A 19387-nucleotide genomic window follows, 5' to 3' on the forward strand; every position below is an offset into this window, starting at 1 on the left:
GATGGGCGCGCTGTCCGACGTGGACGATTGCTGGAACCGCATCGGCATCCGCGGCGACAAGAGCTGCGCGCAATTGGCCGATCACGTGCACTGCCGCAACTGTCCGGTGTACGCGGCGGCGGCCAAGCGCATACTTGACCGTCTGCCGCCGCAAATGGACGGTCGGGACGCGGACGCCGACGCGCAGGAGCGCGCCGCGCTGTCTTCGTTGCTGGTGTTCCGCGTGCACCGGGAATGGCTGGGGTTGCCGACCCGGGGGCTGGACGAAGTGGCCGGCACCCGCAGTATCCTGAGCCTGCCGCACCGCCGCGACCCGGCGATGCTGGGCGTGACCAATGTGCGCGGTTCCCTTACCGTGTGCGTGTCGCTGGCGCGCCTGCTGGGCCTGGAGGCCGCCATGGCGGATGCGCGCGAGCGGCCAGCCACGGCGCGCATGCTGATCCTGGGCGGCGCGGGCCGCGCGGTGGTGGTGCCGGTGGATGAAGTCGAAGGCATACACGCCGTGGACCTGGACGGGCTGGAGCCCCTGCCCGCGACCGTGGAGGGCGCAAGTCTCAAGTATTCGCGCGGCGTGGCCCGCTGCGGCGGCCGCGCGGTGGGCGTATTGGATGAAACCTTGCTGATGCAAGCTTTGGAACGGAGCCTGGCGTGAATCCGGAACAGATGCGCGACGCTTCGCTTCTGGAATTGTTCCAGCTCGAGACCCGCACCCAGGTGGAGGTGCTGAACAAGGGCCTGCTGGCGCTGGAGCACGATCCCACGTCCGCGCCGCAGCTCGAGGCCTGCATGCGGGCAGCGCATTCGCTAAAGGGCGCGGCCCGCATCGTCGACCTGCATCCCGCGGTGCGCATCGCGCACGCCATGGAGGATTGCCTGGTCGAAGCGCGGGAAGGGCGGCTGCGGCTGCAGGCGGCGCACATCGACGCCCTGCTGATGGGCGCCGACCTGTTGCAGCGCGTGGCCACGCCGGGCGCGGAGCTGGGCAGCGAGATCGACGAGCTGTTGGTGCGCCTGAGCAATGCGCCGCACGCGCAGCCGGCCGCGCCGGCCGCGGCGCCCGCCGCCAAGCCGGCCGATTTCCTGCCGCCGATTCCAGCCGTGGACGAGGCGCCGGCTCCCGCACCGCAGCGGCGCAGTTCAGACGCCGGGCTGGGCGAGGGCGAGCGCGTGCTGCGCGTGACGGCCGACACGCTCAACAAGTTGCTGGGCCTGTCCAGCGAGACGTTGGTGGAGTCCCACTGGATCGGCCCCTTCGGCGCGTCCATGCTGCGCCTGAAGCGCACGCAGGCGGGCGCGCTTCAGGCGCTGGACGGCGTGCGCGCGGCCCTGGCCGGGCAGGCGCTGGACGCGCAGGCGCAGGCCGCGCTGGACGACGCCCTGCGCATCGTCGAGCAATGCCAGCAGGAGTTGGCGCAGCGCACCAGCGAGGTCGACGAATTCGGCTGGCGCATGGGCCATCTGGCCCAGCGCTTGTACGACACCGCGCTGGCTTGCCGCATGCGGCCCTTTGGCGATGGCGTGGCCGGCATGGCGCGCATGGTGCGCGACGTGGGCCGCGCGCTGGGCAAGCAGGTGCGGCTGGAGATCGAAGGCGAGTCCACCCAGGTGGACCGCGACATCCTGGAAAAGCTGGATGCGCCGTTGATGCATCTGCTGCGCAACGCGGTGGACCACGGCATCGAGATGCCGCAGGACCGTCTGGCCGCCGGCAAGCCGGCTGAGGGCCGGATCCGGCTGTCGGCGCGCCATGCGGCCGGCATGCTGCTGATCGAACTCACCGACGACGGCGCCGGCATATCGCTGGACCGGCTGCGCGTGGAAGTGGTGCAGCGCAAGCTGGCCAGCGCGGAAACCGCGGCCCGGCTGACCGAGGCCGAGCTGCTGGAATTCCTGTTCCTGTCCGGTTTCAGCACGCGCGGCGAAGTCACCGAGATATCGGGGCGCGGCGTGGGGCTGGACGTGGTGCAGACCATGGTGCGGCAGCTGCGCGGCGCGGTGCGCATCCAGCAGCAGACGGGGCAGGGCACGCGCTTCATGCTGGAGATGCCCTTGTCGCTGTCGGTGGTGCGCAGCCTGCTGGTCGAGGTGCAGGAGGAGATCTACGCGTTTCCGCTGGCCTACGTCAACCATGCGCTGCAAGTGCGCGCCGAGGACATCGAGCAGCTCGAAGGACATCAGCATTTCCGCTTCATGGACCGCCAGATCGGGCTGGTTTCCGCGCGCCAGATCCTGCGCACGGGCGGCGCCGCGCCGGCTGCCGAGACCGTATGCGTGGTGCTGGTGGGCGACCACGACCGGCTCTACGGCATCGCCGTGGACCGTTACGTGGGCGAGCGCACGCTGGTGGTGCAGCCGCTGGATCCGCGGCTGGGCAAGGTGCAGGACGTGATGGCGGGCGCCTTGATGGACGACGGCACGCCGCTATTGATCCTGGACGTGGAGGACATGCTGGTGTCCGTACAGAAGCTGGTGGCAGGCGGGCAACTGACGCGGGTGGACGGCGCGGGCGCGGCCGAACAGGCGCGCCGCCGCAAGCGCGTGCTGGTGGTGGACGATTCACTCACGGTGCGCGAGCTGGAGCGCAAGCTGCTGTTGAACCGCGGCTTCGACGTGGCCGTGGCGGTGGACGGCATGGACGGCTGGAACATGTTGCGCGGCGAGGACTTCGATCTGGTCGTGACCGATGTGGACATGCCGCGCATGGACGGCATCGAGCTGGTGTCGCGCATCAAGGCCGATCCCAAGCTGCAGGGCCTGCCCGTGATGGTGGTGTCGTACAAGGATAGGGAAGAGGACAGGCGGCGCGGGTTGGACGCCGGCGCCGACTATTATCTGGCCAAGGGCAGCTTTCATGATGATGCGCTGCTCGACGCCGTGGAAGATCTGATCGGAAAGGCGCGCACGTGAGAGTCGGAATCGTCAACGATATGCCGATGGCGGTCGAAGTGCTGCGGCGCGCGATCGCGCTGGAGCCGGGGCTGGAGTTGGCCTGGACCGCGGCCAACGGCCAGGAGGCCGTGGACCAGTGCGCCCGCGACCGGCCGGACGTGGTGCTGATGGACCTCATCATGCCGGTCATGGACGGCGTCGAAGCCACGCGCCGCATCATGGCGGAAACGCCTTGCGCGATCGTGGTGGTGACGTCGGATGTGGCGCGCCACACCTCGCGCGTGTTCGACGCCATGGGCCACGGGGCGCTGGACGCGGCCGATACGCCAGTGATCGGCGGCGCGGACATGCGGGCCGCGGCGGCGCCATTGCTGCGCAAGATACGCAACGTCGGCTGGCTGATCGGCCGCTACGGCAAGCGTCCCGCCCTGACGCCAGTGGCCCGGCCCATGGCGCAGGCGGACGCCAAGCGCCTGTTGGTGATTGGCGCTTCGGCCGGCGGCCCGCCGGCCCTGGCGCAGTTGCTGAAGGGCATACCGCCGGCGTTCCCCGCCGGCATCGTGCTGGTGCAGCACGTGGACGCCTCGTTCGCCGCAGGCATGGCGGACTGGCTCAACGAGCAAGCGCCGCTGCCCGTAAGGTTGGTGCGCGAAGGCGAATGGCCCGAGCCCGGCCAGATCCTCCTGGCGGGTACCGGCGACCATCTGCACATGCTGGCGGATGGCACGCTGCGCTACACCGAGAACCCCAAGGAAAGCCTGTACCGGCCTTCCATCGACGTTTTTTTCCATAGCGTGGCGCAGCACTGGCGTGGCATTGCCGTCGGCGTGCTGCTGACGGGCATGGGCCAGGACGGCGCGCGCGGGCTGAAGGCGCTGCGCGAGCGCGGCTACCTGACAATTGCCCAGGACCAGGCCAGCAGCGCCGTCTACGGCATGCCCAAGGCCGCGGCGGCCATGCAGGCGGCCGTGGAAATCAGCCCATTGGACCAAATCGCTCCCCGCGTCATCCAGGCCTTTGCCTGAGCGCGCGGACCTCGAAAGAATTCAAGGACTTACTATGCAACCTCCCATTGACAGCTCGGCTTCGGCGAACCTGAATTCGCATGCGGCCATGGTGTTGCTCGTCGACGACCAGGTGATGGTCGGCGAGGCCATCAGGCGGGCCTTGGCCACGGAAGGCAATATCGACTTCCACTATTGCTCGGATCCCGAAAAGGCGCTGGCCGTGGCGATCCAGACCCGGCCCACCGTCATCCTGCAGGATCTGGTGCTGCCGGGCGTGGACGGACTGAGCCTGGTGCAGGAATACCGCGGCCATCCCGTGACGCGCGACATTCCCATCATCGTGCTGTCCACCAAGGAAGACCCGGCAATCAAGAGCGCGGCCTTTGCCGCCGGCGCCAACGATTACCTGGTGAAGCTGCCCGATTCCATCGAGCTGGTGGCGCGCATCCGCTACCACTCGCGCTCCTATCTGGCCCTGGTGCAGCGCGACGAGGCTTATCAGGCCCTGCGCCAGAGCCAGCAGCAGTTGCTGGAAAGCAATATGGAGCTGCGCCGGCTGACCAATTCCGATGGTCTGACCGGCCTGGGCAACCGCCGCTATTTCGACGAATACCTCAACGCCGAATGGCAGCGCGCGCGCCGCGACGGCCGCGAAATCAGCATGCTCATGATCGACGTGGACCACTTCAAGGCCTACAACGACACGTACGGCCACATCGCCGGCGACGAGGCGCTCAAGCGGGTGGCCAACACCATCTTCGCCAGCTGCGACCGCTCCACCGACCTGGCGGCGCGCTTTGGCGGCGAGGAGTTCGCGCTGGTGTTGCCGGGCACGCCGGCCGGCAGCGCGCGGTTGGCCGCCGAGAAGCTGCGACGCGCGGTGGAAGCCTTGCGGATTCCGCAGAAGGACAGCGGCGACGGCCCCTGGCTGACGGTCAGCATCGGCACGGCCACGGCGGTGCCGCAGGGCGACCAGCCCTGCACCGATCTGATCCAGGTGGCCGACCGCGGCCTCTATCAAGCCAAGCGGCAGGGCCGCAACCGCGTCGTTCCCGGCGTGATGTAGCGGCGCAGCCGCCGTCTTACAGGTGCAGCCGGGTGGAAGACTTGACCTCGTGCATCGACAGCGTGCTCAGCAGTTCCTTCACGCCGGGCAGGGTGCGCAGGCGGCTGCGCACGAATTCCGAATAGGCGTCGAAATCCCGCGCCACGATATGCAGCAGATAGTCGTGCTGCCCGGTGGTGTTGTGGCAGGCCAGGACCTCGGGCATGGCGAGCACGCTGGCCTCGAAGGCCTGGCAGGTCTTCTCCGTGTGGTTCTCCAGCGAGATGCTGACGAAGGCCACCACCCCGATCCCCAGCGCGCGGCGGTCCAGCACGGCCTGGTAGCCGCGGATGACCCCCGACGATTCCAGGCGCTTCAAGCGCTTCCAGCAGGGCGAGGCCGACAGCGCGACGCGCTCGGCCAGTTCGGCGTTGCTGAGCCGGCCATCTTCTTGAAGGATTTTCATGATTTTCCAATCGATCGCGTCAAGTTGATGTAACAAGGCAGTGTCTTTCATGAAGTGCGGCTCATGGAAAATAGTCTTTCCCATTATCTCCGTATGACGATGAAAATGGAAAGAAACTTGCCCTCGCCTGCCGCCATACTTTCATGCAGTCCGGGCCGGGCGGCGCTATCGTTTTCGCATGCGTGACGCGCCTGCCCGGCGGCCCGTCCGGGTCCCCGGAAACCAGACAGAGAGGCACACCATGAGTTACTCCAGCTATCACAAGAAGGACATCTTCGGCCGTCCGCTGCATGCGGAAACGCAGATGATGTCCTACGGCTTCGACCCTTTTCTGTCGGAGGGCGCGGTCAAGCCGCCGGTGTTCCTGACGTCCACCTTCGCGTTCCGTTCGGCCGAGGACGGCGCGGCGTTCTTCGACCTGGTCTCGGGCCGCAAGCCCTTGCCGCAGGGCGAGTCGGCGGGGCTGGTGTACAGCCGTTTCAACCATCCCAACCTGGAAATCGTCGAGGACCGCCTGGCGCTGCTGGATGGTTCGGAAGACGCCGCGGTGACCTCCAGCGGCATGTCGGCGATCAGCGCGGTGTTCCTGGCCTTTCTGCGGCCGGGCGACCAATTGGTGCAGTCGGTGCCGCTGTACGGCGGCACCGAGACCTTAATCTCCAAGATCTTCCCCGAATGGGGCATAGGCTCGCATGCCATCGAGGACGGCCTGTCGGCCAAAAGCATGCGGGCGGCGCTGGAGGCCGCCGCGGCCCAGGGCCCGGTGCGCCTGTTCTACGTCGAAACGCCCGCCAATCCGACCAATGCGCTGGTCGATTTCGAGGCCATGAAGAACGAGCTGGATGCCTTTGAAACGCGCCACGGCTACCGCCCCGTGTCGGTGTGCGACAACACGCTGCTGGGCCCGATCTTCCAGAAGCCGGCCGAGCATGGCGTGGACCTGTGCGTGTATTCGCTGACGAAGTACGTGGGCGGCCACAGCGACCTGGTGGCGGGCGCCGTCACCGGCAGCAAGGCGCTGATCAAGAAGGTGCGCGCCATCCGCAGCGCGTTCGGCTCGCAGCTGGATCCGCATTCCTGCTGGATGATCACGCGCTCGATGGAGACCGTGGTGCTGCGCATGAAGCAAGCCGCGCGCGCGGCGACCAAGGTGGCCCAATGGCTGTCGGGCAATCCGCATGAAAAAGTGCAGATATTCCATCCGGAAATGATCGCCGACCGCGCCTACCAGGAAGTCTACAAACGCCAGTGCACCGGCCCGGGCTCGACTTTCGCCTTCGTGCTGGAGGGCGGGCGCGCCAAGGCGTTCCGCTTCATCAACGCCCTGCACCTGTTCAAGTCGGCCGTCAGCCTGGGCGGCACCGAATCGCTGATCTGCCATCCGGCCTCCACCACGCATTCCGGCGTGCCCGCCGACGAGCGCGACGCGGCCGGCGTGTCCGAGGGGCTGGTGCGCGTGTCCATTGGGCTGGAGCACGAGGAAGACCTGATCGCCGACATGGACCACGCCTTCCGCACCTGCTGAGCCGGGGCCGGCATGGCCGGCCTGTCTCAGGCCGCCATGCGCCTGCGGTTGAACAGCACGAATCCCGCCGTGACCAGCAGCATCGCCGCCGCGGTGGCGATGACGGCGGCATAGCCGGTGTCGAACGCCGTCTTGGCCAGGCGCGTCAACGCCAGGCCCAGGTCGGACGACAGGCCGTCGGCGACGATCAGCGCCTGGTCCAGGCTGTCGCGCGCCAGGGCGGACTGGGACAGGCCTTCCGGCACCGACAGCGTGCGGGCGTAGACGCCGGACAGGATGGAGCCCATCAAGGTGACGCCCAAGGCCCCGCCCAGCTCGTAGGAGACCTCTTCGATCGAGGCCGCCATGCCGGCGCGCTCGGGCGTGGCGCTTTGCATGATGGTGCTGGACGCCGCCGTCATGGTGGCGCCTATGCCCGCGCCCAGCACGCACAGGCTGACCATTTGCGGCAGCAGCGTCGCGTCGTAGCTCAGCAGATAGCCCGTCATGCCCAGGCCCGAGACCAGCAGCGACAGGAACAGCATGGTGGCGCTGTTGACGCGGCCCAGCAGCCAGCCTGCCAGCGGGCCGGCGATGAACGCGGCCAGCGACAGCGGCAGGATGAAGAGCGCGGCTTCCAACGGCGACATGCCCATGACCAGCTGCAGCCGCTGGCTGAACACCAGTTCCATGCCCAGCAGCGCGGCGGCGGCAAACAGGGCGGCCGCCACGGCCGAGCTGAAGCTGAGGTTGCGGAAGATGGCGAAGTCGATCAGCGGATAGGGCCGCGCGCGCTGGCGCCGCACGAACACGGCGAGCATGGCCGCGCCCGCCGCGCAGGCCAGGCCGGCATCGCGCCAGGACGGGTCGGTCTTGCCCAGTTCCTTCAGCGCGTAGGCGCACAGGATCAGGCCGGCCATCACTTGCAGCGAGCCCAGCAGGTCCCAGGGCCGCGAGGCGTCCGGGCGGCTGGCCGGGATCAGGCGCCAGGCCAGCGGCAGGGCCAGCAGCACGATGGGCACGTTGATGAGGAACACGGAACCCCACCAGAAATGCTCCAGCAGCACGCCGCCCACCACCGGGCCTGCCGCGGCGCCGCCCGAGGCCACCGAGGCCCACACGCCGATGGCGACGGCGCGTTCGCGTTCGTCGGCGAAGGTCAGGCGCAGGATGGACAGGGTGGCCGGCATCATCATGGCCGCGCCCACGGCCAGCAGCGCGCGCGCCGCGATCAGCGTGGCCGCGCCGGGCGAGTAGGCCGCGGCCAGCGAGGCGATGCCGAACACGACCAGCCCCGCCATGAACAGGCGCTTGTGGCCCAGGCGGTCGCCCAGCGTGCCCATGCCCAGCAGCAGGCCGGACACGACCAGCGCATAGATGTTCACGATCCACAGCTTTTCCGACGCGTTGACCTGCAATTCGTGCGTCATCCGGGGCAGGGCGGTGTAGAGGACGGTCATGTCCACCACGATCAACAGCAAGGCGCTGGACACGATGGCCAGCACCAGCCAGCGGCCGGGCGCGGCCGTGGCGACAGCGTTCGGTTCAGTCCGCTGCATGGTTCTACTCCTGAAACTGAAACGCCTGCCGCGCCGCGGATGCGGGCGGGGCCGGGATGGCCGGGTCTCAGAGGCCGCCATTATCCATCTTGTAATTCGCATAAAAAAGTTTGAATTAATCTATAAAATAGATGGATTGATCGGGGGTGAAACATGCAATGGACGTTGGAACAGCTGCGCCATTTCGCCGCCGCGGCCGAATCCGGATCGTTCTCGGCGGCCGCGCGGCGCCTGGGCCGGGCGCAGTCCGCGGTCAGTACTTCGGTGGGCCTGCTGGAAGCGGACCTGGGCGTGGAGCTGTTCGACCGGTCGCGGCGCAACGCCACCCTGACCGCCGCCGGCGAGGTCATGCTGCAGGAGGCGCTGGAACTGCTGCGGCAGGCCGGCGCGCTGGAGCAGCGCGCCTTGTCCTTTGCCGCCGGGCGCGAAGCGCGCCTGGCCATCGCGCTGGACGAAGGCCTGCCTTACCTGGTGGCCGACCAGTTGCTCAAGGAACTGGCCGAACGCTATCCGGCACTGGAGCTGACCCAGCTCAACGGCACCGCGACGGAGGTCGCCGACTACGTGGAGCAGGGCCGCGCCAGCCTGGCCTTCCAGTTCGATCGCGGCGATCCCGGCAGCGCCTACGCGCATCGCCATCTGGGCAATGTGGCGCAGGGCATCTTCGTGGCCCAGGGCCATCCGCTGGCCGCGCTGCCCGAGGTCGGGCGCAACGACCTGGCGCGCCACCGCCAGTTGCTCATGCAGATGGATGGCGTCGACCAGGTGGTGCTGAGCCCGTCGGTGTGGCGGGCCGACAGCAGCTACAACATCGCCGCCATGGCGGCCAATGGCGTGGGCTGGGCCATCCTGCCGCTGAACATCGGCGAATACCAGGGTTTCAGCAACGAGCTCGTCAGCGTGCGCTGCGCGGACCTGTTCCTGCCCATGCTGTCCGTGCGCACGCTATGGTTGCGAGGCGGCAGCCTGAGTGAAACGGAGCTATGGCTGCAGCAGCGCATGGGCCAGCTGCTGGCGGGGACGCAGGCCCAGCCGTAGGCCTGCCCGGCTTCAGCTGAGCAGCGCGCTGACGAGGTCGCCGCCGCGGCGGCCGCCGTCCTTGAAGTTCAGCGCCGTCTGCACGTGTTCCAGATGCGCGTCCATCAGTGCGCAGGCGCGGTCGGCATCGCCCGCGCGGGCGGCCTCGATGAAGGCATGGTGCTCCTGCGACGAGCAGCTGGCATCGTGCGAACTTTGATACAGCACGGTGATGACGGCGCTGCGGGCCGAGAGTTCGCGCAGCATCCCCGTCAGCACGGAATTGCCCACGGTCTCGGCCAGCAGGATGTGGAAGTGTCCGAGCAGCCGATTGCGCTCCTGCACGTCGCCGCCTTCCAGCGCGCGGCGCTCCGCGGCCAGATGCGCGTCGATGTGGCGGTAGTCGGCAGCCGTTGCGCGCGCCACGAATTCGCGCGCCAGCGCCGCTTCCAGGATGCGCCGCACCGCATAGACTTCGCGCGCCTCGTTCGCGTCCGGCTTGCTCACGAACGCGCCCTTGTCCGGCACGATGTTGATCAGCTTGTCCTTGGACAGCATCAGCAGCGCGGCGCGGATCTTGGTCCGGCTGACCTGGTACACGCCCGCCAGCGCCTCCTCGCGCAGCCGCGTGCCCGGCGGCAGCTTGTGCGCGACGATGGCCGCCGAGATTTCCTTGGCGATATCGTCGGCGCTGGGGTCGGGGCGGACTTCCTGGGACATGATGGGGAAGGAGAGGGATAGGGCCGGTCAGTCTAGCAAAAGGGCAGGCCCGGCGGGGGCCAGGCCTGCCCTTGGCCAGATTGCGCGCCTAGCGCGCCGCCGCCAGCGCGCCCATGGCCTGCCGCATGAATGACAGGGTGGCGTCGTCGGTCCAGGTGCCGGCGGTGAGCTCGGGCTCGGTCATCAGCGCATGGCGGAATTTCGCCTGGGTGGCGGGGTCGTGGCCGGCATAGCTGCGGAACAGGTCCAGCCAGCGCCGGGCCAGCGCCAGCGCGGTGGCGGAGTCCGGCGCCGCGCCTGCGTCGAGCGCATCGCGCACCTCGGCCATCAGCTGCGGCCATTCGCCGATGCGGTCGCCGTAGTGCTCGCGCATGTAGCGGGCCTCGTCCGGAGTGAGGTACTTCTCGTAGATCCGCAGCTTGCTTTCCGAGAAGGCCTGCAGCACGTAGTCGCGCAAGGCCCGCGAGACGCCGATGTGCGCCTGCATCGCCGGCTCCTGTTCGTGCATCCGGTTCAGCTTGACCAGCAGGCGCGGGTCGCGATTGGTGTCGCGCAGCAGCAGGGTCATCCAGCGCATGGCCAGTGCTCGCGGCTGCGCATCCTCGGGCGGGACGCCGCCGTCCATCTGCGCCTGCACCTCCTTGATCAGCGCGAGCCAGTCGGCGTCGCCATTCTGGTTGCTGCGGTACATGGGCAGACGGGCCAGTTCATCGGGGGAAAAGTATTTGTCGTACATGGTCATGAGTTCCAGAGTGGTGAGCCAATCGGCCAGTTCCGGTTCCCTGCCTTGCGCCAACTGCCCCTGCAGCTGGGCGAGACGCTCGCGCAGCCGGGAGGCCTGTTGGATCTGGCGATCGAGCATCGCGATCTGCTTGGCGATGATCTCGTCCATGGGAGTGTCGGGCTGGTCCAGATAAGCGCCGATCTCAGCCAGCGGCAATCCGAAGCGGCGCAGCGCCTGGATCTGATGCAGCCGGGCGATGTCGCTGCGGCCATACAGCCGATAGCCGTTGTCGGCGCGCGCCGAAGGCGTGAGCAGCCCGATCGCGTGATAGTGGTGCAGCGTGCGGACCGTCAGTCCGCTCCGCCTGGCCAGTTCTCCTACTTTCAGTTGCACGGCATTCCTCCTGTTGATGGCGCGGAACGAACTCTGGGACATGACGTTGCGTGAGGGTCAAGCCTGTTCGCGGCTCCTGGTGGCGCCGGCCAGCAACGCGACCGCCGCGATGGCCAGGGGGATGAACGACACCCACAGCACCGTCGCCCAGTCGTAGGCGGCCAGCAGGCCGCCGGAGGCGAAGGAGCCGACCGCCATGGTGCCGAAGATGATGAAGTCGTTGAGCGACTGCACCCGGGTCTTTTCCTCGGGTCGATGGCATTCCAGCACCAGCGCCGACGCGCCCACGAAGCCGAAGTTCCAGCCCAGGCCCAGCAGGACCAATGTGACCCAGAAATGGGCCACGTCGATGCCGGTGAGGCCGATGGCCGCCGACAGGCCGGTGAGCGCCAGGCCCGCGGTGACGATGCGTCCGGCGCCGAAACGCGTGATGAGGCGGCCCGTGAAGAAGCTGGGGCCGTACATGGCGATGACGTGCCATTGCAGGCCCAGGTTGGCGCTTTCCTGGGAATGGCCGCAAAGATGCATGGCCAGCGGCGCGGCGGTCATCAGGAAGTTCATCAGCAAGTAGGAGACGGCGCCGCAGACCACCGCCGTGATGAAGCGCGGCTGGCGCGCGATCAAGCCCAGCGGCCGCCCACCCGCGACTTCGGCCGCGCTGGGCATGGGCAGGCGCACGCCCATCAGGACCAGGGCCGAGACCGCCGCCACCGCCGCCTGCACAAGATAGGTCGCCGCGAACATGTGGGCGGGCCACAGGTACATCGTGTACGTGACCAGCTGCGGGCCGACCACGCCGGCCAGCACGCCGCCGCCCATTACGAAGGACAGGGCGCGGGCGCGCCTGGCGGGGGACACGCCGTCGGCCGCCGCGAAGCGGAACGACAGCACGACGGCCGCGTAGGCGCCGCCGAAGAAGGTGCCCAGGCAGAACAGCCAGAATGAGCTCAGCACGATGGCCGCGGCGGCCAGCAGGCCGACCAGCACGCCGCAGGCGGTACCGGTGAGAAACGCCGCCCGGCGGCCATGGCGCCTGGCGATGGCGCCCATGGGGAGGATGCAGGCGGCCATGCCGACCACGAAAATGGAAATGGGCAGGGTCGCCAGCGCCTTGTCCGGCGCCAGCATGTCGCCGACGATCGCGCCGGTGGCGTAGACCACGACGGCGTTGGCGCCCGCCAGCGCCTGGGTGATCGTGAGCCTGGCGATGTTGCCGCGCTGCGCCTGCGGCGTGAGTTCAGCGCTGGGCGCTGCCGATGGCGCCGGGGTTGATGCGGACAAGTGGGTCTCCTCGATGACTGCGGTTCTAGTTGGCATGGGTATTGGGGGGCTGCTACTTGGTTGGCCGAGTGAACCTCTGCACCATGAACTCCACGAAGGTCGTGAGCTTGGGCAAGGCCTTGCGGTCCTTGGGATACAGCAGCGTGATCGGCCGGGCGATGGGCCAGGCGGATTCAAGGATAGGGACCAGCCGGCCGGCGCGCACGTCTTCGGCCAGCAGCAGCTCCGGCTGCAGCACGATGCCGAATCCTGCCAGCGCCGCCTGCCTGAGCGCCTGGCCATTGTTCGACACGAAGCGGCCGGCGGGGTAGGCCGCGCCGCCATCCTCCGAGTTCAGGCGCCAGCCGGTGCGGCGGTTCCAGTAGGAGAAATCCAGGCATTGATGGCGCGCCAGGTCGCCCGCCGTCTCAGGCGTGCCATGGCGCTGCAGATAGGCCGGCGCCGCGCAGATGATCATCTGGTAGCGCCCGATCTTGCGCGCGACCAGACTGGAATCGGCGGGTTCGCCGATGCGCACCGCCAGGTCGTAGCGCGAGGCCACCACGTCCTCGACGGCATCGCTGAGCGCGAGGTCCACGCTGACGTCGGGAAACTCGGACAGGTAGTCGGCGATGGCGGGCGCCAGCGCGAAGGAGCCGAAGGTCACGGTGGAGGTAATGCGCAGATGGCCGCGCGGCGCCGAGCGCATGGCCTCGGCGCCTTGTTCGGCGTCGCGGATGTCCGACAGGATCACCTTGCAGCGCGCGAAATAGGCCTGGCCGGCTTCGGTCAGGCTCTGGCGGCGCGTGGTGCGGTTCAGCAGCCTCAAGCCCAGCCGCGCTTCCAGCCCCTTGATGTGCTTGGCCGCCATGGCGGGCGACATTTCGTGGCGGGCGGCCGCGGCGGTCAGGCTGCCCAGTTCGACGACCGCCACGAAGACTTCCATGCTGAGCAAGCGGTCCATGGATTACGCACCCTGAGTGTGAAGTGAACCCACCATTCTAGGATTTTTCCTGGATGCGCCCTCGGCCAGAATGCATGCAGGCGCTGGCGGTGTCGCGGGCGCATCCCACAACACAGACGAATCGGAGTTCCCCATGAAAATCATCCTGATCGGCGCCACCGGCACCATCGGCCGCGCGGTCGCCCAAGAACTGGGCCAGCGCCATGACATCATCGCCGTGGGCAAATCCCGCGGCGAGCACCAGGTCGACGTGACCCAGAGCGACAGCATCCGTGCCTTGTTCGAGCGGGTGGGCAAGGTGGACGCCATCGTCTCCACCACGGGCAGCCTGCACTTCGGGCCGTTGGCGGAAATGACGGCCGAGCAGTTCAAGATCGGCCTGCACGACAAGCTGCTGGGCCAGGTGGACCTGGCGCTGATCGGCCAGCATTACGTCAACGAGGGCGGTTCCATCACGCTCACCAGCGGCATCCTGACCGATGAGCCCATCCGCTACGGCGCCAACGCGTCCGCGGTGAATGCGGCCATCGACGGCTTCGTGCGCGGCGCCGCGGTGGAACTGCGCGGCATCCGCATCAACTCGGTCAGCCCCACGGTCCTGACGGAATCGCTGGATGCCTATGGCCCGTACTTCCAGGGTTTCGAATCCGCGCCCGCCAGCCGTGTTGCGCTGGCCTACAGCCGCAGCGTGGAAGGCGCGCAGACCGGACGCGTGTTCCGGGTGTGGTGATGCCGGCCTGCGCCGCCGTCCGTCAGCTACTTCAGCCTTTCGATGTCGCTGGGCTTCCAGCTCTGGTCGAAGAATTCCTGCTTCGGGCCATACAAGCGAAGAATCACGAAGAAGCCTGAGCCGGGCACGGTCTTGAGCCAGTTCCTGCCATGCCCGGCGGGCTCGGCCGGCCCGAAATAGATGTCGGTCGAGCCGTCCGGGTTGGCGGCCGGCTTGTCCATGGTGTTGATGGACGGGAAGGGCTGCCCATTGGCCAGCCCGGACGCGGTTTCGGGGCGGTAGACGGTCACGGACCAGAAGATGCCGGCGGGAATGTCCTTGGGCAGATGCAGCCTGTAGGATTGGCCTCCCGACAGCGGCTTGCCGTCGGCATCCTCGAAGGCGACCGGATACTTGGCGCCCATGCCGGCCATGCTCACGGCCATGGCCGGACTGGCCGAGTACGCCAGCGCGAAGAACCCGGCGCGCATGTCCAGGTACTTGAACGATGGTCCGGTGAACTCGGTGTTGGCAGGGAAGGGGTTGACCCATTTGCGGTTGGCATACCAGCGCGTGTTCGGCACGATGGGCGGCGGATCATAGGCGACCGCGCGGCCTATCCTGAATGCGGTCTTGCCCGCCTGGTCCAGGATCTCACGGGTGCGGGCGTCGGGCTTGAACGGCTGTCCCTTGATGATGCCGATGCTGGCCAACATGCCGCGCATGTCGGCGTCGGTTGGATCCACATACTCGCTGTCGATGAAGCGCGACAACATGTCGAAGGCCGAGCCGTCGGCCGGGTACAGCATGTTGGGCGCGGCCTTGGAGCCATCCGGGAACTGCATGGGCTTGGCCGAGGCCTGCTGGCCCAAAGGATAGATCCTGGTCCGGGCGATCAGCTCCACCGGTTCCGCAAGATTGGCGGGATCCTTGAAGAACGCGCGCCAGAATACGAAGACGTTGTAGGTGCGCGATTGGTAGACGATGTAGCCCTTCGGAATCTTGCCTTGGTAATCCGGCGGAATGACGAGGTACTTTCCGCCCTTGCCCTTGTCAGGGCCGGGCAGCCCGACGTCGCCGCACCAGATGTTCTTTGAATAGGGTTCCGGGTACCAGGTTTTTTCGGCCACGGGCGCCGGGTTGCAGATCGGGCGTTGGAAGAAGTCGTCGAGGATGCCTTGCAGGCCTGGAGGCACGTCGAGCACCATGGGCCCGTCCTGTTTCAGATCCAGGTAACCCATCGCATAAATCACGTCGGAATTGGGCGTCGTGACCAGGGTGTTGGCGTTGAGACGTTCCTTCCAGACCGGAAGAATGTTGTAGCCCTTGCCGAACTGCCGTTCGGAGCCTTCCTTCATCGCGTAGATGTTCAGCGCCGGCAGCGCCCACAGATAGCTTTGGACCGCGCGTTGAAACAGCAACTCGTCCTTGAGCGCCGCGGAGTCGGCATTGGAAAGATAACCTTCCTGCAGGGGAATCCGGGAGAGCTGGTCGTAGCGGGAGGACTGCGCGGCCGGCGGCGCGGTCGTGCCGCAACCCCCAAGCAGTGAAGCCGCGGCCAATGCCGAACAAATTGCCTTGAGCGCCATGGTGATCCCTTAACAATGGACATTGATAAGCAACGGAACGCGCGTACTGCAACTGCACTTCGACAAAATCGCGGCTCAGAGTATCACGGCGGCGGGTTGCGCCGAAGCAGGGCGCACGCACCGGCAGCGCACGGAATGGCGTTGCAAGCCAAGCCGTCCGTGCTGATGCAAGCGATCCGGCGCCTGCTGGCGGCGACAGTCGGGCCGCGTTGCCAAAATGGAACATTCACCGGCGATTTATGCAAAACACGGTGATTATTCGTGAATTTGATGCGAATATTTACACGCATTGCACGCCCGGTTTAGGGCGTTTGGCGTAGGTATCGAAGTCTATCGTCGTTACCCCCGGTAGTCCGGGGTCTGGTTTGAGCGCGTCCCGGCCCACCGCCCGGACGGCTACACGGAGACGAGTCAGATGGCACACCACGCAAGTCCCTCCATACCCCTGTACGCGCGCTCGCTGGGCCTGGCCATGTCGCTGGCCGCCAGCAGCGCCTGGAGCGTCAATTACGCGCCATTCATCGTTCCCTCAGGCACGACGTTCACCCTGAATGGCGGTGACAGCGTGACAGGCACGGGATCGAGTTCGGCCATCCGGGTCGGCAACGCCACGCTGAACTTCGGCCCTGGCAACATCGCCATCGGCAATGTCGACCTGGGCGTTTTCGCCACCAATGGCGCGGCGGCGAACATCAATTTCCAGACCGGCACCAACGTCACGATCACGACGGTGACCACCACCGGCCTGGGACTGCAGTCCACCACGAATTCGCAGGCGACGTTCTCGCTGGCGCCGAGTTCCAACGTGACGATACGCGGCTTTCAGGGCGTGAATCTGGGCCATACGCCATTCGGCACCATGAGCCAGCTGCAGATCGGCAATGGCGCGACGCTGAAGATCGAGACCGCGCCGGCCGGCGGCAATCCCTGGCCCAAGGGCGTGATGACGAGCAACAACACCGCCATTACGCTGGATGCCGGCGGCGTTCTGGATGTGCAGACCACGGGCGGGACGTATGGGCGTGGGGTTGAACTGGGCTACAGCCTGACCTATCCGGACTCGGTCGTACGCCGCTACACCTCGGCGCCGGGTTCGACGCTGCGCGTCAGCACCACGGGGCAGACTGCCGACGGCTTCTACATGCTGGGCGTGGGCGAGGCGGTGATGCAGGGCACCACCGACATCCACACCACGGGCCGGGACAGCAGCGGCATGTTCCTGCGCCGCTACGTCAGCCCGACCAATCATCTGGTCGTGGCGCCGCAGGGCGGGTCCACGGCGAGCATTCTTACCGAGGGCGCGGACGCCTACGGGGTGATAGGCATAGACGGTTCACGCGCGGAATTGTCCGACCTGAGGACGGAGACCCGCGGCGCGGACGCGGTGGGCCTGTATGCGTATACGGCCACCGGGCAGCCAGCTACCGTCTTCCAGGCGGCGCGCAATACTGTCGTGACCAGCGGGCAGGGCGGTTTCGGGATCCTGGCGCAAGGCGCGGCCAGTAGCGTGGTGTTCGACGACGGCTCGGTGCAGACGTCCGGGACCGAGGCCCATGGCGTGGTGGTGGCGGGCACGTCGAGCTTCGCGGCGACGGACAGCGCCGTCGGCGTCAGCGGCGCGCATTCCATCGGCCTCCTGCTGACCAGCGACACCGGCACGCAAGCTGCGACCGTCAACGGCGGCAGCATCCTGAGCGCGACCGGTACGGCCGTCGGCGTGGACGGCGGCGTGGCGAACATCCAGCTCGACGGCACCACGGTCCAGGGCGCGACCAACTGGCTGCAGGTCGCCAGCTCTGGAACCTTGCTTGGTAGCAGGACCCGTACGTTGCATGGCATAGACCCGAGCCTGGCGCCGGATGCCGGCAATCCGGGCGGCATCAACGTTGCCGGCGTGCAGGCCGGCTCTCCGGCCACGGCCAACGTGACAGCGCGCAACGCGGCCTTGACGGGAGCGGCGGTCACCGAGGCCGGCAGCACCTCGAACGTGACCTTGGTGGATTCGACCTGGACGCTGACCGGCAATTCGACCATCACCAACCTGGTCAACGATCCCAGCTTGATCGACTTCACGCCGCCGCAGGCGGGGGCGTACAAGACGCTGACGGTGCGCAACTACAGCGGCGACGGCACGATCGCGCTGAATACCTATCTGGGCGATGACAGTTCGCCTTCGGACAAGCTGGTCATCAATGGCGGCAGCGCCAGCGGCGCTTCGCAATTGCGCATCAAGAACACGGGCGGGCCGGGCGCCTTGACGACAGCCAGCGGGATACAGGTTGTCGAGGTCGTCAATGGCGGCATCTCCGGGGCAGGCGCATTTGCGCTTTCCGGCCGGGTGGTGGCGGGTCCCTACGAGTATCGTCTTTACCGGGGGTCGGCTAGCGCACCCGCCGATCAGAGCTGGTATCTGCGGTCCGAGAAGGAGCCGGATCCGCCGCCTCCGCCTCCGCCTCCACCTCCACCTCCACCTCCACCTCCACCTCCACCTCCGCCGCCGCCTCCGCCTCCTCCGCCAGACCCCCCGGTGCCGCCGGTTCCGCCCGTCCCGCCGGCGCCGCCAACTCCGCCTGATCCGGAGCCGCTGTACCGTCCCGAAGTCGCCGCCTATCTTGCGAACCAGCGGCTGGTTGGGCAGATGTTCGTGCAGAGCATGCACGACCGCCTGGGCGAGCCGCAATTCATCGAAGGCCAGCAGTTCCAATCCGAAGACAGCAAGCGCCGGGCGCTCTGGCTGCGGGCCGTGGGCAAGTGGGAAGGTTCGCATAGCCGCGACGGCAACTTCGACGTCAGCACCGACATGTTCCTGCTGCAAGGCGGCGGCGACGTGGCGCAATGGAAGCTGTTCTCGGAGACCGACCGCCTGCACCTGGGTTTGATGCTGGGCTATGGCAGCGCCGACAGCACGGCCCGGGCCGACGGCAACCCCTACAAGGCCCGGGGCAGGGTGCAAGGCTACAGCGCGGGCGTTTACGGGACCTGGTTCCAGAACGACGAGAGCAAGCTCGGCGCCTATGTGGACACCTGGTTCCAGTACGGCTGGTACAACAATCGGGTGACGGGCGACGATCTGCCGCGCGTGGACTACGATTCGCGCGCATGGGCCGTGTCGGCGGAGACGGGCTACGCCTTCAAGCTGCGCGGCGACTGGATACTGGAGCCCCAGGCGCAGATCATCTACGTCAGTTCGGACACGGACAGCCTGACCGAGTCCAACGGCACCCGCGTGGGCAGCGCGGATTCCCATGGGACCATCACGCGCCTGGGCGTGCGCACGCACACCACCTTCGACCTAGGCAACGGCCGCAAGGCGCAGCCGTTCGCGACCTTGAACTGGTGGCACAGCAGCACCGGCAGTTCCGTGTCGTTCAACCAGTTGCCGGTGGGCGACCTCTATCCAAAAGACCGCTATGAATTGAAGCTGGGCGTGCACGCCGACTTCGCCAAGGGCTGGACGGGATGGACCAATGTCGCCGGGTCATGGGGCGCGCAGGACTACCACCAGTACGCGGCCAGGATAGGCGTGAAGTACACCTGGTAG

15 protein-coding genes are annotated in these 19387 nt (G+C 67.3%); 8 read left to right on the forward strand and 7 right to left on the reverse strand.

Going from position 1 to position 19387, the window contains the following annotated elements; all coding sequences use genetic code 11:
• Position 1 precedes the first annotated feature (1 nt).
• From FOC84_RS27195 to FOC84_RS27210, 4 genes are read left to right on the forward strand one after another with little or no spacing between them, the layout of a single operon-like run.
• Positions 2-652 carry a chemotaxis protein CheW gene (locus tag FOC84_RS27195; protein WP_173150435.1) on the forward strand — a complete coding sequence of 217 codons (651 nt, stop codon included), beginning with the start codon at positions 2-4 and terminating at the stop codon, positions 650-652.
• Entirely contained in the window at positions 649-2907 is a 2259-nt protein-coding gene (locus tag FOC84_RS27200; RefSeq protein WP_173147742.1) for a hybrid sensor histidine kinase/response regulator, read from the forward strand. Before FOC84_RS27195 ends, FOC84_RS27200 begins: the two co-directional genes overlap by 4 nt.
• On the forward strand, positions 2904-3914 hold the full coding sequence (locus tag FOC84_RS27205) for a chemotaxis response regulator protein-glutamate methylesterase (protein ID WP_173147744.1): 1011 nt from the start codon (positions 2904-2906) through the stop codon (positions 3912-3914). Before FOC84_RS27200 ends, FOC84_RS27205 begins: the two co-directional genes overlap by 4 nt.
• A 34-nt stretch (positions 3915-3948) precedes the next feature.
• Positions 3949-4962, forward strand: coding sequence for a response regulator (locus tag FOC84_RS27210; protein ID WP_173147746.1), 1014 nt, complete (start codon positions 3949-3951; stop codon positions 4960-4962).
• Positions 4963-4978: 16 nt separating this feature from the next.
• On the opposite strand, the gene FOC84_RS27215 is transcribed toward FOC84_RS27210, so the two are convergent.
• Complete coding sequence (locus FOC84_RS27215) at positions 4979-5407, reverse strand: Lrp/AsnC family transcriptional regulator (protein WP_254241796.1); 429 nt, start codon at positions 5405-5407, stop codon at positions 4979-4981.
• A 241-nt stretch (positions 5408-5648) separates the two neighbouring features.
• On the opposite strand from FOC84_RS27215, the gene FOC84_RS27220 reads away from it, so the two are divergent.
• The gene (locus FOC84_RS27220; protein WP_173147748.1) at positions 5649-6932 is read left to right on the forward strand and encodes a cystathionine gamma-synthase family protein; all 1284 of its coding nucleotides are present in this window, start codon (positions 5649-5651) and stop codon (positions 6930-6932) included.
• Between the two features lie 26 nt (positions 6933-6958).
• Here FOC84_RS27220 and FOC84_RS27225 read toward each other — a convergent pair whose 3' ends face one another.
• Entirely contained in the window at positions 6959-8470 is a 1512-nt protein-coding gene (locus tag FOC84_RS27225) for an MFS transporter (protein WP_173147750.1), read from the reverse strand.
• Positions 8471-8623: 153 nt separating this feature from the next.
• Here FOC84_RS27225 and FOC84_RS27230 point away from each other — a divergent pair, with 153 nt between their 5' ends.
• On the forward strand, positions 8624-9508 hold the full coding sequence (locus FOC84_RS27230; protein ID WP_173147752.1) for a LysR family transcriptional regulator: 885 nt from the start codon (positions 8624-8626) through the stop codon (positions 9506-9508).
• 12 nt (positions 9509-9520) lie between these two features.
• Here the strand turns inward: FOC84_RS27230 and FOC84_RS27235 are convergent, their stop codons facing one another.
• The 4 genes from FOC84_RS27235 to FOC84_RS27250 form a co-directional block, all read right to left on the reverse strand.
• Entirely contained in the window at positions 9521-10207 is a 687-nt protein-coding gene (locus FOC84_RS27235) for a GntR family transcriptional regulator (protein ID WP_173147754.1), read from the reverse strand.
• An 88-nt stretch (positions 10208-10295) separates the two neighbouring features.
• The gene (locus tag FOC84_RS27240) at positions 10296-11324 is read right to left on the reverse strand and encodes a MerR family transcriptional regulator (RefSeq protein WP_173147756.1); all 1029 of its coding nucleotides are present in this window, start codon (positions 11322-11324) and stop codon (positions 10296-10298) included.
• A gap of 57 nt (positions 11325-11381) precedes the next feature.
• Positions 11382-12605 (reverse strand): MFS transporter, encoded by a 1224-nt coding sequence (locus FOC84_RS27245; protein ID WP_173147758.1) that lies wholly within the window; start codon positions 12603-12605, stop codon positions 11382-11384.
• 52 nt (positions 12606-12657) lie between these two features.
• Positions 12658-13548, reverse strand: coding sequence for a LysR family transcriptional regulator (locus FOC84_RS27250; protein ID WP_173147760.1), 891 nt, complete (start codon positions 13546-13548; stop codon positions 12658-12660).
• Positions 13549-13681: 133 nt separating this feature from the next.
• Between FOC84_RS27250 and FOC84_RS27255 the strand changes: the two genes are divergently transcribed.
• On the forward strand, positions 13682-14278 hold the full coding sequence (locus FOC84_RS27255; protein WP_173147762.1) for a short chain dehydrogenase: 597 nt from the start codon (positions 13682-13684) through the stop codon (positions 14276-14278).
• Positions 14279-14304: 26 nt separating this feature from the next.
• Here FOC84_RS27255 and FOC84_RS27260 read toward each other — a convergent pair whose 3' ends face one another.
• Positions 14305-15846 (reverse strand): DUF1254 domain-containing protein, encoded by a 1542-nt coding sequence (locus tag FOC84_RS27260; protein WP_173147764.1) that lies wholly within the window; start codon positions 15844-15846, stop codon positions 14305-14307.
• A gap of 415 nt (positions 15847-16261) precedes the next feature.
• Between FOC84_RS27260 and FOC84_RS27265 the strand changes: the two genes are divergently transcribed.
• On the forward strand, positions 16262-19387 hold the full coding sequence (locus FOC84_RS27265; protein WP_173147766.1) for an autotransporter family protein: 3126 nt from the start codon (positions 16262-16264) through the stop codon (positions 19385-19387).

Source organism: Achromobacter pestifer (assembly GCF_013267355.1).
In the GTDB taxonomy this organism is placed as follows: Bacteria; Pseudomonadota; Gammaproteobacteria; order Burkholderiales; family Burkholderiaceae_B; genus Achromobacter; species Achromobacter pestifer_A.